Here is a 14,814-nt window from a genome sequence, read left to right on the forward strand (position 1 = left end):
TATGAAAAAAAAATTACTCATTTTTTTGATAGGTTTTTTTTCGTTTTCATCAGTATTTGCGCAAACCATAGTTAAAGGTAGTGTAAAAGATGCGGTTTCGTTTGAGCCCATTTCAAATGTTAGTATTACCATTGAGGAAACCGAACAAACTATTCAAACAGATGTTCTTGGAGAATTTATGTTCTCTGTAAATGTTCCATTGGGAGAACAGGTTTTAAGAATTTCTAAAAGCGGATACATCACTAAAAGGTATCCTATTGTTGTCAACAAAAATAGTATTGTGGATATCTCTGATATGACTTTGGAGAGGGATTTCACCTCAAGTCAGGATTTGTTTACCATAACACTCTCGGATGATGAATTGAATGACGACGGTGGAGGCGCTGATAATATTTCAGGATTATTGTCATCCTCATTAGATGTATTCCAAAGAACGGCGGCTTTTGAATTTAGTCAATCATTCTATAGATTGAGAGGTTTGGATTCTGAGAATGGTTCGATTCTAATCAATGGGATAGAAATGAACAAGCTTTTTGATGGCAGACCACAATGGAACAATTGGGGAGGTTTGAATGATGTCATGAGAAATCAAGAATTAACCCTAGGATTATCTCCGTCTAGTTATAATTTTGGAGGTGTTTTAGGAACCACCAATATAAATGTTCGGGCATCACAAGCAAGACCAGGCTCTCGTTTAACCTATTCTTCTTCAGACAGAACCTACAATAACAGATTAATGGCTACCTATGCTTCTGGACTATTAAAAAATGATTGGGCATTTACCGTATCATTAGGAAGGCGTTGGGGTAATGAAGGGTTCCAAGATGCCACCTTATATGATGCCACCTCCATTTTTGCTTCTGTCGAAAAGAAATTTAATGAGAAGCATAGTATTAATTTTGTCTCTATTTACGCACCAAACCGGCGAGGAAGATCATCACCTAACACTCTAGAAGTTGTCGATTTAAAAGGCATCCGTTACAATGAATATTGGGGTTGGCAAGATGGTGAAAAACGAAACTCCCGTATGAGAGAAATTGAACAACCCATTTTAATGTTGAACCACTATTGGGATATATCTAGTAAAACTACTTTAAACACCAATATTGGCTATCAATTTGGACAAATTGGAAACAGCCGATTGAATAACAATGGTACGGATTTGATAAATGGTTTCCCACAGGGCGGAGGTGCTAACCCCAGTCCAACATACTATCAAAAGTTACCAAGCTATGCTTTAAGAAATTTCCCAGACGATACGAGTGTGGCTTATGGGTTGCAACAACAATTTCTAAACGATGGGCAAATTGATTGGAACAGCATGTATCAAGCCAATATATCCAATGCTAGAAATGGCGGTAATGCTATTTACGCCTTATATGAAGATAGAGTTGATGATAAGCAACTAACACTTAATACCATTTTAACCAGTGAACTTAATGATAACATCATTTTAAACGCATCGGTTAATTACAAATCATTGCGATCTGAAAATTTTGCTCAAGTGTTGGATTTACTGGGTGCAAGTACGTATTTGGATGTAGATGCGTTCGCAACAGATATTGATGAAGCACAAAACGATTTGCGCAATCCCAATAGAATTGTAACCGAAGGCGATAGATTTGCCTACAACTACAATCTTCTTGCAAATGTTATGAATGGTTATGCACAAGCCCAATTTAAATACAATAAAGTGGATTTTTACCTTTCAGGAAGTATTTCAAATACCGAATACCAACGAGAAGGGTTGTACCAAAACGGGGGCTTCGCTAACAACTCTTTTGGTAAAGGCGAAAAATTAAACTTTACGGGGTTTGGAGCTAAAGCTGGAGTTACTTATAAAATTTCAGGAAAACATTTATTAGATTTTAATGGAGGTTATATTACTAGAGCACCATCCTTACGTAATACCTATTCTAATTCAAGAGAAAACCACAATATAGTGCCTAACATCACTGAGGAAAAAGTAACCTCTGCCGATGCTAGTTATATTTTTAGATCTCCTATATTAAAAGCCAAACTAACAGGTTATTATACCAAAATAGAAGATGCCAGCGAAATATCCTTTTTCTTTGCTGATGGTATAGGGGGTGATAATACCGCTTTTGTTCAAGAAATTTTGCAAGGGATTGATAAAAGACATATTGGTGGCGAGTTGGGAATTGAAGCACAGGTAACACCAACCATCAAATTAAAAGGGGTTGCCTCCGTTGGTCAGTTCACTTATGATAATAACCCTAATTTATTTTTAACCACAGAGGCCGATGATGAATCTGTAGCCGCAGGTTTTATAGATGGGTTTAAAGATTTTGGTCAATCAAATTTAAAAGATTATAAAATAGCCGCAGGACCCCACAGAGCCTATTCTGTTGGGTTTGAGTATCGAGACCCTGACTATTGGTGGATTGGTGCCACGGCTAATTTTTTTACCAATACTTACATAGATGTAAGTCCTTTGATTAGATCATCTAACTTCACAACCGATTTTGATGGTAATACTTTTAATGATTATGATGAAGATTTAGCCAGAGAATTGTTAAGACAAGAAAAGTTTGATGACTACATGGTTGTAAACTTAGTAGGAGGCAAATCGTGGAAAATAGGTGATAAATTTATTGGTTTTTTTGCTAGTATCAATAATGTGCTGGATGAAGTTTATAGATCTGGAGGCTTTGAACAAGGAAGAAATGCCAATTACAGGCAATTACGAGATGATAAAGCTCTAGACACACCCGTTTTTGGTTCAAAATACTTTTACGGGTTTGGCGCAACATATTTCCTGAATGTGTACTTATCCTTTTAACTATGAAAAAGAAAAATAAAATATCAAATAATAAAAGCATTATGAGTAATTCAAATAAATTTTTAACGGTTTTAAGTGTTTTGGCGCTTACTGTTTTTATAGCATCGTGTGTGAATGATGATGATTATAACTTACCTGATCTAACAATTAATGAACCCAATATTCCTTCAGATAAAATTACGACTTTTGAAGCTGTAAAATCACGTTTAGAACAAGCACAAGCCAATGGGGATGATACGGCCATAATAGGCTTAGATGAAGAATTATATATAGAAGGTTATGTTGTTTCAAGTGACCGTTCGGGCAACTATTTTGAAGAATTAATCATTCAGAATAAAATAGACGATAGCAACCCAACCAATGACCCAAGACTTGGTTTTAGAATATCAATAAATGTGGCCAGTTTAAGTGATACTTATGAGTTTGGGCGTAGAGTTATTGTTAATTTAAGCGGACTCACAATTGGTGAAGCTAACGGGGTTATAGTTATTGGTAAAGGAGATGGGAGTGATATTGGGCAAATCCAAGCGTTTGAGTACAAAGATTTTATTTTAAGAACTCCTGAAGTGGCAACCATAACTCCTAAAATAGTTTCCATATCTGAATTAACAGAAGCTGATGAAAACACATACATTCAATTAAACGATGTGCAGATAAACAGAAATGAATTGGACAAGACTTTTGCGGGAGAACCAGATGATGAGTTTGATGGTTTTAGAACCATTGAAAGCTGTGAAAACAGTTCTACAATAATATTACAAACCAGTACTTTTGCTGATTTTAAGTCACTTCAAGTCCCACAGTTAAAAGGTTCTATAAAAGGGATTTTTAGTAGAGACTTCCGCGATGATTTTAACGTCTTAATAATTAATAGTACTTCAGATATTGTTTTTGATAATAATGAAAGATGTGACCCTATTGAATTGAGTTGTGGCATTGCGTCAAGTCAAGGAACTAATAACTTATTTGCAGATAATTTTGAAACTCAAATAAGAAATGCGCCAATATCTGGTAATGGATGGACCAACTATATCCAATCTGGAACCGAAGGTTGGGAAGCGTATTCGGCAACAGGATCCAATGCATCTCTAGGAATATCAGCAAGAGTAGGTTCTTTTCGGTCTAACGATGTATCAACAATTGCATGGTTAATAACTCCGGCTATCAATTTAGATGCTCAAGAAAATGAAACATTAGTTTTTAAAACCTCTAATAGTTTTTCTGATGGTAGTAATATGGAAGTGTTATTATCAACAGATTGGGATGGTACCGAATCTGGAATATCAACGGCCACTTGGGGCGTGCTAACCGATGCTTACATTACCCAAGATAGTGATAGTTTTAGTAGTTGGTTTGACTCTGGAATTGTAAATTTATCATGTGTATCTGGAACTGTATATATAGCCTTTAAGTACACTGGAAGTGGCGAAGCAGATTTTGACGGTACCTATGAACTAGACGATATAAGCATAGACTTCTAAATAGGTTTAGAGTGTAAAAAGGCCCACTTTTTGTGGGCTTTTTTTATTTCTTCAGTATCACATAAACAGGGAAATGATCACTGTAACCTCCTTTGTATTTTTTGCCAACATACGTTCTAAAGGGCGACCCTTTATAAGGTCCGTTGAAGAGTTTTAAAAAATCTTCATCAAAAATATTAGCTGAAAAATATTCAAATAAATGGTTAGAAGATTTTAAAAAATTTGAAGATAACATAATTTGATCAAACAAATTCCATTGGCGGTTATGGTAAGTAGTACCTCTACTGTAAGAACGCAGGGTTTCCATGGGGTTGTACAATTTACAACCTTCAACCAATAGCTTAATACTATGGTTTTGTGGTTCATCATTAAAATCGCCAATAACCACGATTTTAGCATGTTCATCTTCAAGTCTAATGGATGAAATTATCTCAATAACTTTCTTTGATGAAGACAAACGTTTATGTTCGGTTTCTTTTTCGCCCTCACGTCTTGATGACCAATGATTAACAATTACATGTACCTTTTCACCATCTAGCAAACCAGTAACCAATAATATATCTCGCGTATAATCAGGTAATCCTTCATCATTAAACAGCATTACAGTAAACGTTTCAGAATTCAAAACTTCAAAGGCTTTCGAGTCATAAAGTAAAGCCACATCAATGCCTCTTTCATCAGGTGAATTGTAATGCACATAATTATAATCATATCCCTCTAAATGTTTTGAAGTGATTAAATCCTCAATTACCTTGGCGTTTTCTACTTCAGCTAAACCCACTATAGCAGGATGCTTTCCGGTTTCTTTGCGCCCAATGTTTGAAATGGCGAAACTTAGTTTTCTAAGTTTGTTATCATATCTTTTGGGAGTCCATCTTTTAACCGATGTTGGTAAAAAATCATTATCGTTGGTAAGTTGGTTATCAACTAAATCAAAAAGATTTTCAAGGTTATAAAAAGCCACGGTTTGCATATCGTGGTTTACGGGAATGCCATCATAAGAATCTACCATAAATCTAAATTAGCTTTAAAAATATAAAAATTAAAATGGTTTCATTTACGTAACTTTGTGCATTATTTGTTTATATGATTGAAAAGAAAGACATATCCTTAGAAAAGGTCGTTTTGGTAGGTATTATTACTAAAGAACAAGGCGAAGAAAAATCTAAGGAATATTTAGATGAATTGGAGTTTTTAACTTATACGGCGGGAGGTTATGCTGTAAAACGTTTTACCCAAAAAATGGATCACCCAGATCCCAGAACATTTATAGGTAGTGGTAAAATGGAAGAAGTGCGCCAATTTATTGAGGATAATGAAGTGGGAACCGCCATTTTTGATGATGAGTTATCGGCAGCACAGGAACGCAATATTAGTAAGATTTTGAATGTGAAAGTATTAGATAGAACGAATTTAATACTTGATATTTTTGCACAACGTGCCCAAACCAGTTATGCACGCACCCAAGTAGAATTAGCACAATGTGAATATTTGTTACCTCGTTTAAGAGGTATGTGGACGCACCTTGAACGCCAAAAAGGAGGTATCGGAATGCGTGGACCAGGTGAAACCGAAATTGAAACAGATAGACGTATAGTACGTGATAAAATTTCCCTTTTAAAAGAACGGATTAAAACCATTGACAAACAAATGGCTGTCCAACGTGGCAACCGTGGTGCTATGGTTAGAGTAGCCTTGGTAGGCTATACCAATGTTGGAAAATCTACCTTAATGAATGTGATTAGTAAAAGCGACGTATTTGCTGAGAATAAACTCTTTGCAACACTCGATACTACCGTTCGTAAAGTGGTTATACAAAATCTGCCTTTTTTATTAAGTGATACCGTTGGGTTTATTAGAAAGCTGCCGACACAACTAGTGGATAGTTTTAAGAGCACATTGGATGAGGTGAGGGAAGCCGATTTACTATTACATGTAGTGGATATTTCACATCCTAATTTTGAAGAACATATAGAGTCTGTAAATAAAATTTTAGGTGAAATTAAAAGTAGCGATAAACCCACTATCATGGTGTTTAACAAAATTGACGCCTATAAACCGGAACCGCTGGATGAAGACGACTTAGAAACCGAAAAAACAGAAAGACATTACACCCTTGAAGAATGGAAAAGCACTTGGATGAGTAAAGTTGGAAACAATGCGCTGTTCATTTCAGCACTGAATAAAAAGAATTTAGAGGATTTCAAAAAACGCGTATACGATGAGGTAAGAGACATTCACGTTACACGTTTTCCTTACAACCACTTTCTTTATCCAGATTACAATTACGAAGACCTGGAATAGTTTAAGGACGTTACCCTTCGTGTCGCGCTTTCCATACTACTTGTAAGATGGCTTCAATCGCTAACGCAAAAAATCTGATAGCTAGTTAAAATTTATAGCTTAAACCAATGGTATAATACGTTTGTAATTTGTTATTTACCGTATCAAAAGTTGGGATTGGATCGCCGCTATTGACATCATAATTATCAAAAGCAAATTTTAACGCTTCTTGTTTGTTGTTCCTTAAACCAAAATCAAAACCAATACCAATCATCTTCCAGAGAGAATAGCTAAAAGAGTTGTTCCAAGTCCAGTTAGAGAGGTTTCCATTTTTGTAACTATTAAACATGGATAAGTTGGTTTTAAAACTCACTTCTTTTATCTGCCTAGTATAATCCACCAATATTTTAGTACCATATGATGATTGAAAAATAACATCGTTTCTACTAAATACTAAGTTGTAGTTTAAAGGGTGTACAACAATTACTAAATCCTTAGTAGGGGTCCAGGTCCCACCAATACCAGCATCTAAATATCCAGGATTATTGAAGTTGTTTAAAATGGTGGTTCTGTATTCGCCCAAACCAGAAAGGGCAAATGTTTCAGTTAATTTCATACCATATAAAGAGGTAACATTGAAAACATCGGTAGCTTCACGCCATCTTGTATTGTCATTTGCCCGGTCTTTATCGTCGAATTTAACCCAAGATAAGTTTAAATTACCAGCATTTCTCCAAAAATAATAGTCGGTATCAAGGTTAGCATAAGCATTTACTGTAAATCCAATATTACCAGACCTGTTATTTGGAGACCTTTGTGCATACCAATTGTTGAAGTTGGAAAATGTGCCCCCAATTGTACCAAAAGCAGCTTTCTTCCAACCAGGGAAGGCATTAATTTTGCCCTGGGTAGTATTAACACGTTCTTGAATTGCTTTTAAAGAGTCTTTTTGTATCGCTAAGGTAGCTTTTAACTCTTCCAAGGTTTGTGAATGTGCTGAAATGGTGACTCCAATTAGGATTAATAACACTAATATTTTTTTCATTTATTGGGTTTTATATGCGTGCAAATATAAATTTTTTGTATTTGTCAAATAATTAAAATGATAGACTAAATACAAAAGGTGTATAATGTTAAAAATTATACACCTTTTATAACTAAATGAGTGAAAATTAAAACTTATAACTTAAACCAATGGTGTAATAGGTTTGTAATTTATTATCTAAATCGTCAAAAGAAGTAGCAGTTGCTGGTGTTTGTGCTAGAGCATAATTTAAAGCTTCTTGTTTGTTATTTCTCAATCCAAAATCAAAACCTACACCAATCATTTTCCATAAAGTATACCCAAAAGAGTTTGTCCAAGTGCAGTTAGAGTAGTCGCTACTCTTATAACTTTGGAACATCGATAAATTTGATTTAAAGTTGATGGCGCCAATTTGTCTGGTATAATCCGCAACTATTTTAGCACCCAAAGAAGATTCAAAAACGGTATCTCCACTGCTAAAAACAAAGTTATAGTTTAGTGGATGTATAACAACTATTAAATTTTCTATAGGTGTCCAAGTCGCACCAAAACCTAAATCTAAATATCCAGGATCATTAAAATTATCTAGTAATGTTGTTCTATATTCCATTAAACCAGAAATAGCTAATGTTTTAGTAATATTTCTACCGTATAATGAAGAAATATTGAACACATCGGTAGTTGGATTAAAGTTTTCATCATCAGTATCAATATCCTTGTTATCTAGTTTTACCCAATTTAAATTAGTTGTTAAAGCATTTCTCCAGAAGAATTTTTCTTCAATTAAATTAGCATAAGCATTAACGGTAAATCCAATGTTTCCAGATGAGTTATTTGGTGCGCCTTGTGCATACCAATTATTAAAGTTGGATAAACTACCACCGATGGTACCAAAAGCTCCAGTTCTCCAACCAGGTAGTGCATCTATTTTAGCTTGTAAAGCATTGGCTTCTTTTTGGGCAGCATCTGCCTGGGCTTGTTTTTCAGCTTTTTGAGTTTGTAATTCTTCTTTTGTCTGGGCATTTAAGCATATAACACCCGCAAAAAATATAGCAAACACTAATATCTTTTTCATAATTATTAATTTTTGTTAAGTTTTACGCCACAAATATATGAATTACACTTTTTTGTAGGATTTTATTTTACTTATAATTATTTCTTTTTGAAAAGTGGAACGGAGGAACAGGCTTCCCCATACATGATAGATTTGGCAATAGGCTTTAATTTTGTAGTAAGCATAATATAAGCATTCTTGGGGACCGGTTTTTTTGAGCATCCTTTGATGATGATAGGCTTATCTATAAATTCTGAAATATCTAGGGTGTTTATGACATCTTGATAAATGGAAGTTTCCAAGTTTTCTAGATTTCCAATAACTATTTTTTTTGCGTAAGGTTCTAGTTGAATACTTAAAAGCATATATGCCCAACCCGGTATAATGGCATCACTGGTGCATGTTAATGCTACAAAACAATCTTGATATTGCTGCCAATTATATTCTGCAATGTGGTTCCTAAAGTCTTTTTCGCGCAACACAAAACCTTCAAAAAGCCAATCTTTAATATCAATTAAAACACGATCGCCTTTTGGATAATAATCTTCTAGGTTTACAGTAACCAATTTGCTGTTCGCAACGCGATTTACGATTTCGTCTTGCATAAAATTCATTTAATTAAGTTGATTCATGCTTTTTTAGGTTTTAAAAATTAAAGCATTCCCAATTCCAACTTCGCCTCTTCACTCATGAGTTCTTGGGTCCAAGGAGGATCAAAAGTAATTTCAACTTCGGCACTTTTAACAGCGTTAAGCGATTTTACCTTTTCCTCAACTTCAAGTGGCAAAGTTTCTGCCACAGGGCAGTTTGGAGTCGTAAGCGTCATTAAGATTTTAACATCATAATCTTCGTTTACAAATACGTCGTAAATTAACCCAAGTTCGTAAATATCTACTGGTATTTCTGGGTCATAAATGGTTTTAAGAACATTTACTATTTTTTCACCTAATTCGGTGGTATCTATTATTGGTTTATTCATTTTTCAACTAGTTTAACTGTGTTTGATATGCGATGGCATACATTTTAAGTTGTTTAATCATGCTCACCAAACCATTGGCTCGTGTTGGTGATAAGTGTTCTTTTAAGCCAATTTTATCAATAAAATCGGTATTGGCTTCAATAATGTCTTTGGGGTGTTGGTTAGAAAATGCTCGTATTAAAATAGCTATAATGCCTTTGGTAATGATAGCGTCACTATCGGCTGTAAAAACTACTTTGTCATCTTTCATTTCTGCATGCACCCAAACCTTACTTTGACATCCCTTTATAATGTTGTTTTCGGTTTTATATTGCGCATCAATTAATGGCAAATCTTTTCCCAGATCAATCATGTATTGATAGCGTTCTTCCCAATCTTCAAACATTGAGAATTCATCAATTATTTCTTCTTGTATATTTTCAATAGTCACAGTCACAAAATTTATACAAAAATACAACATCAAATGTTGCTATTCAATGTTTTCTGAAATTGATAAGATTTCTTTAACAAGTTCTGAGATTTCTTTAGGTGGATTTCCGTGATCAAAAGGTGGCGACTCATATGTTTTACCATTTTTCGTTATTTTTAAATGGGCTATGGCCGCACCATCATATTGAAACGCTTTACTTGGAGCATTTAAAGTTGATATGTTTTCAACGTCGATAGATTTTAACATTTCTGTAATGGTTTTCCAGTTTTTTTCTTCACTAGGTTTACGATTAGGCTCTCCACCTCTTTTTTGTAGACTTGAGACTGTTTCTTTATTGACAATGATTTGATTGTAAACTCCTCGAGACGAGGCTGTATATTCTATTTTTATCTGTTCTTGTAAATTCTCTTTGGTGACAGAAAGTAAACGTTTTTTGTCTTTTAATAATGAAAATCCATTTTTATCAAACAAAATTAAATTGGCTTTCTCAAGAGCCTTAAGAAATTTTTGTTCCACTTTATTTGAGTCTTCATTACAAAGCATTTTTGTAGTGCCTAAAGAGTTAAATTTTAGGGCATTTTTTTCTGAAGTATAAGAACCAAAAAAGCGGTTGCAACCAGAAAAACCTGATACTTTTTTTGTACTTTCATTAAATACTATACTGAGGTCAAGAGATGAAATATCCATATCACTTAAAGTATTGATTTTGTATTTTCCATCAAGTTCTTTTAAAGTAATATCGCTATCTTCTTGTAACATAAGTTGAAAATCAGATGGCCCCCAGCAACAGCGAAGTAAAATGGCACTAAAAACGGTTACAATAAATTTCATGAGTTAGAATATTTGATTATAAAATATACAAAAAAGACGCCAAACTTGGCGTCTTTTTATTTTTATTGATTTATTATTTCAATTAGTTTCCTGCCATAGTAGCTCTAGGACCACCAGAAGCAAAAATAGCACGCATTCTATTTCTTTGTCCATCGGTAAACATATACATACAGGCGTCGTTGGTATAATCCATATAATTCATGGTCATGTCTGTAGTTTGACAATTAACCGTTGGGTAAGAAGGGCAGCCGTAATTTGCTCCGTCTGACGTTGGAGTGTCAGCAACAAAATCGTCTTGTCTACATCTGCCATCGCCCCAAATATGTCGTAAATTTAGGTAATGACCTACTTCATGGGTAGCTGTTCTACCTAAGTTGTAAGGCGAAGCAGAACCACCAGGTAAACTTGAGTATAACAAAACAATGCCATCTGTAGATGCATTACCACCTGGGAATTGTGCATACCCTAGAATACCATTACCAATATTACATACCCAAACATTCATATGTGTGCTTGGTGTAATTGGTGGATAAGCAGATTTTACAGCATCATTGGTACCCCAAGACGATCTTGAATCATTGTATCTAAAAGTATTAGCTAAAGTGAAGGTAATTCCTGTATTTGTAGCATCGTTGACAAAATTAGTAGCTCCAGAAGGCAGTTGATTGGTATTAGGGTTACTAAAATCGTCATTTAATACATTCATTTGCGCTTGAACTTGAGAGTTTGTTACATCGTTAGCATTTGGTAATACAATATGAACATAAACTGGGATGTTAATGGCACCCAGGCCATCGTTTATGGGTAATACATCAATATCAGTTTCTCCACCACCACTGCCTCCGCCAGGTTTGCCTTTACCATTGCTTTTTGAAGCAATAAATTGTCGGGTGTGATACTCAACATCAAACATTTTTTTTGCCAACCCAGGGTTTGCATCCAATTGTTTATTTAGGACATCCATGGTAAAACAGTTTTTAAACTGTTCTTTAGAATTAGCAGATTTGGAGCTTAAATCATTATTGGAATCCGTGTAAACATAAAAGTCGCTCATGTCGACTTCTTGAACTTCAATAACATCATTTTTTTCATCCTCACAAGCTGTAAAGATCAGGGCAAAAGCTACCATACTTAAAAACACTTTTTTCATAAGTAATATAAATTTGAATTAGTTGACGCTGAAGTTAAAATTATTTCAGAATATATCTAAAAATTACTAAAAAAAATGTTAAATATTCGACAAAAGGCAAGAGATTGTTAATTAATAAACAATAATAATGAAACAAAATCGGAAGAATTTTAAGAAAGCATCATTTTTGCCTTCTTAACACCATTAACTAAAGTGTCAATTTCAGATTTGGTGTTATAAAAAGAAAAAGAAGCACGTACAGTTCCAGGAATTTTATAATAATCCATTATGGGTTGTGCACAATGATGTCCTGTACGAACAGCAATTCCTAATTTATCCAAAATACTACCCACATCGTAAGGATGTATCCCTGCTAAATTAAATGAAATTACAGAAGTTTTATTTTTTGCAGTCCCATAAATTTTTAAGCCATCAATTTTAAGAAGTTCATTTGTGGCATACTCAAGTAATTCATTTTCATAAGTAGCAATGGTTTCAAAACCAATGGCATTCATATAATCTATGGCGACTCCAAACGCAATACCGCCGCAAATATTTGGTGTGCCTGCTTCAAATTTGTGAGGTAAATCTGCATAAGTGGTTTTTTCAAATGTTACCTCTGCAATCATTTCACCGCCTCCTTGATATGGTGGTAATTTTTTTAGCCATTCCTCTTTACCATAAAGCATACCAACACCTGTAGGGCCACAAATTTTATGAGCTGATGTTACATAAAAATCAACATCTAATGCTTGAACATCTGTTTTAATATGGGGGCAAGATTGCGCACCATCAATTAAAACAGCAGCACCAACATGGTGTGCCTTTTCAATAATATATTGAATAGGATTGATGGTTCCTAATGCATTAGACACGTGATTTACAAAGACTAATTTTGTGTTTTTCGAAAGTAATTTGTCATAATCAGCTATTTCCAATTCTCCTTGTTGGTTCATGGGAATGACCTTTAAAATAGCACCTGTGCGTTCGCATAACATTTGCCAAGGTACAATATTACTATGGTGCTCTAAAGCCGAAACAATTATTTCGTCTCCCTTCTTTAAAAGTGATGAAAACCCATTAGCAACTAAGTTAATGCTATGTGTTGTACCCGAAGTAAAAATGATTTCATGGGAGAATTTCGCATTAAAATGCGTTTGTATTTTGTGGCGTGCTTGCTCATATAAATCTGTAGCTTCTTGACTTAAAGTGTGTACACCTCTATGTATGTTGGCATTATAGTTAGAATAATAATCTACAATAGCATCAATAACTTGTTTTGGCGTTTGTGAGGTTGCTGCATTATCAAAATAAACCAAAGGTTTACCATTTACTTTGCGTGAAAGTATAGGGAAGTCTTTACGTATATCTTCTACTTTAAACATAATTTACCGTTTATCCTCTATGATAACATTATCTTTTTTAAGACAAAGGAAATTGCAGGGAATGGATTCAACATATTTTGGATACTGAATCAAGTTTAGTATTATAAGTCAAAGCCTAAATTAACACCTAATTTATTAGCTATAATTTTGGTAATGCGTTGTTTCATTTCGGGGATTTTAACCGAACTCAACACATTATTACTAAATGCATACATTAAAAGCGCTTTAGCTTCCTTTTTTGGAATACCGCGCGATTGCATATAAAACAAGGCACTTTCGTCTAATTGCCCAATCGTACAACCATGCGAACATTTTACATCATCTGCAAAAATTTCTAATTGAGGTTTAGTATTAATAGTGGCTTTATCACTTATTAAAATATTATTATTTGCTTGAAAGGCATTTGTTTTTTGAGCTTCTTTTTCAACAATAATTTTTCCGTTAAAAACACCTGTTGAATTTTCATCAAAAATACCTTTGTAATCTTGATGGCTTTCACAATTGGGTTCAATATGATGCACCAATGTATTGTGATCGACATGCTGATTATTACCAATAATAGTTACACCCTTTAAAGTTGAATCGATACGCTGGCCATTTTGGTAAAAGTTAAGGTTATTACGTACTAATTTGCCACCAAAAGCAAAGGTGTGAACCGAGGCTACACTTTCTTGTTTTTGTTTAATAAAAGTATTATCGATTAACGAAGCATTTAAACTATCATTTTGTATTTTATAATAATCAACAATGGCGCGTTTGTTTGTAAAGATTTCTGTAACAGAGTTTGTTAAAACTGCATTACTTGTCAAACTTTGATGACGTTCGATAATTTGTACATGTGAATTCTCATCAACCACAATGAGGTTACGAGGTTGTAACATGATGGCTGATTCATTTCCAGTAGAAAAATGAATAATCTGTATAGGTTTTTCAACCAATTTATTTTTTGGAATATGAATATAGGCACCTTCACTTGAAAAGGCTGTATTCAAAGAAGGCAAACTGTCTTTAGAAGCAGCTTTATTAAAATAGTTTTCAATAACCAAGCGGTATTTAGGCTTTGAAAATGCCGCAGACATTAAACAAATATCCATACCATCGTGAGTGGTTTGTGACAAGTGTGATGAATATTTACCATCGATAAATACAATTTTATAAGTATCGATATCGTGGATGAAATATTTTTTAACATCACGGTATTCCAAAGCGTTTTCCTGTTTGGGAAAAACACTGTAATCTTCTTTTAAAACTTTATTTAAAGAGGTGTATTTCCAAGCTTCCTCTTTTTTTGTTGGAAAGCCTTTTTCTTCAAATATTTTTATAGCATCGTTTCTTATATCGTGCACATAAGTATCGTTATCTACATGATCTTCAAAAACCATAAAAGATGATAATAATTTTTCTTTTAAATCCAT

The 14,814-nt window shown here is 34.1% G+C and carries 13 protein-coding genes; 3 read left to right on the top strand and 10 right to left on the bottom strand.

Annotated elements, in window-relative coordinates; genetic code table 11:
• Nucleotide 1: 1 nt before the first annotated feature.
• Both ABD963_RS03775 and ABD963_RS03780 read left to right on the top strand, forming a co-directional pair.
• Nucleotides 2–2,803 (top strand): carboxypeptidase regulatory-like domain-containing protein, encoded by a 2,802-nt coding sequence (locus ABD963_RS03775; RefSeq protein WP_345275602.1) that lies wholly within the window; start codon nucleotides 2–4, stop codon nucleotides 2,801–2,803.
• A gap of 2 nt (nucleotides 2,804–2,805) precedes the next feature.
• The gene (locus ABD963_RS03780; RefSeq protein ID WP_345275603.1) at nucleotides 2,806–4,284 is read left to right on the top strand and encodes a DUF5689 domain-containing protein; all 1,479 of its coding nucleotides are present in this window, start codon (nucleotides 2,806–2,808) and stop codon (nucleotides 4,282–4,284) included.
• A 43-nt stretch (nucleotides 4,285–4,327) separates the two neighbouring features.
• On the opposite strand, the gene ABD963_RS03785 is transcribed toward ABD963_RS03780, so the two are convergent.
• Nucleotides 4,328–5,296 carry an endonuclease/exonuclease/phosphatase family protein gene (locus ABD963_RS03785; RefSeq protein ID WP_345275604.1) on the bottom strand — a complete coding sequence of 323 codons (969 nt, stop codon included), beginning with the start codon at nucleotides 5,294–5,296 and terminating at the stop codon, nucleotides 4,328–4,330.
• A gap of 74 nt (nucleotides 5,297–5,370) precedes the next feature.
• Here ABD963_RS03785 and hflX point away from each other — a divergent pair, with 74 nt between their 5' ends.
• A complete protein-coding gene (gene hflX / locus ABD963_RS03790) occupies nucleotides 5,371–6,588 on the top strand; it encodes a GTPase HflX (protein ID WP_345275605.1) in 1,218 nt (405 codons plus the stop codon).
• Between the two features lie 85 nt (nucleotides 6,589–6,673).
• On the opposite strand, the gene ABD963_RS03795 is transcribed toward hflX, so the two are convergent.
• The 9 genes from ABD963_RS03795 to sufD all read right to left on the bottom strand — a co-directional run bounded on the left by ABD963_RS03795 (nucleotide 6,674) and on the right by sufD (nucleotide 14,814).
• The gene (locus ABD963_RS03795) at nucleotides 6,674–7,612 is read right to left on the bottom strand and encodes a DUF3078 domain-containing protein (RefSeq protein WP_345275606.1); all 939 of its coding nucleotides are present in this window, start codon (nucleotides 7,610–7,612) and stop codon (nucleotides 6,674–6,676) included.
• A 127-nt stretch (nucleotides 7,613–7,739) separates the two neighbouring features.
• On the bottom strand, nucleotides 7,740–8,666 hold the full coding sequence (locus tag ABD963_RS03800; RefSeq protein WP_345275607.1) for a DUF3078 domain-containing protein: 927 nt from the start codon (nucleotides 8,664–8,666) through the stop codon (nucleotides 7,740–7,742).
• A 77-nt stretch (nucleotides 8,667–8,743) separates the two neighbouring features.
• Nucleotides 8,744–9,250, bottom strand: a complete 507-nt coding sequence (locus ABD963_RS03805; RefSeq protein ID WP_345275608.1) for a DUF2480 family protein — start codon at nucleotides 9,248–9,250, stop codon at nucleotides 8,744–8,746.
• 47 nt (nucleotides 9,251–9,297) lie between these two features.
• Complete coding sequence (locus tag ABD963_RS03810; protein WP_345275609.1) at nucleotides 9,298–9,624, bottom strand: SUF system Fe-S cluster assembly protein; 327 nt, start codon at nucleotides 9,622–9,624, stop codon at nucleotides 9,298–9,300.
• Between the two features lie 7 nt (nucleotides 9,625–9,631).
• Entirely contained in the window at nucleotides 9,632–10,054 is a 423-nt protein-coding gene (locus ABD963_RS03815; RefSeq protein WP_345275944.1) for a SufE family protein, read from the bottom strand.
• A gap of 39 nt (nucleotides 10,055–10,093) precedes the next feature.
• Nucleotides 10,094–10,885, bottom strand: a complete 792-nt coding sequence (locus ABD963_RS03820) for an META domain-containing protein (RefSeq protein WP_345275610.1) — start codon at nucleotides 10,883–10,885, stop codon at nucleotides 10,094–10,096.
• A gap of 82 nt (nucleotides 10,886–10,967) precedes the next feature.
• A complete protein-coding gene (locus ABD963_RS03825; RefSeq protein WP_345275611.1) occupies nucleotides 10,968–12,035 on the bottom strand; it encodes a zinc metalloprotease in 1,068 nt (355 codons plus the stop codon).
• Between the two features lie 149 nt (nucleotides 12,036–12,184).
• Complete coding sequence (locus ABD963_RS03830) at nucleotides 12,185–13,399, bottom strand: aminotransferase class V-fold PLP-dependent enzyme (RefSeq protein ID WP_345275612.1); 1,215 nt, start codon at nucleotides 13,397–13,399, stop codon at nucleotides 12,185–12,187.
• Between the two features lie 101 nt (nucleotides 13,400–13,500).
• On the bottom strand, nucleotides 13,501–14,814 hold the full coding sequence (gene sufD, locus ABD963_RS03835) for a Fe-S cluster assembly protein SufD (protein WP_345275613.1): 1,314 nt from the start codon (nucleotides 14,812–14,814) through the stop codon (nucleotides 13,501–13,503).

Origin of the sequence: Litoribaculum gwangyangense, assembly GCF_039543505.1 — a bacterium.
Classification (GTDB): Bacteria; Bacteroidota; Bacteroidia; order Flavobacteriales; family Flavobacteriaceae; genus Litoribaculum; species Litoribaculum gwangyangense.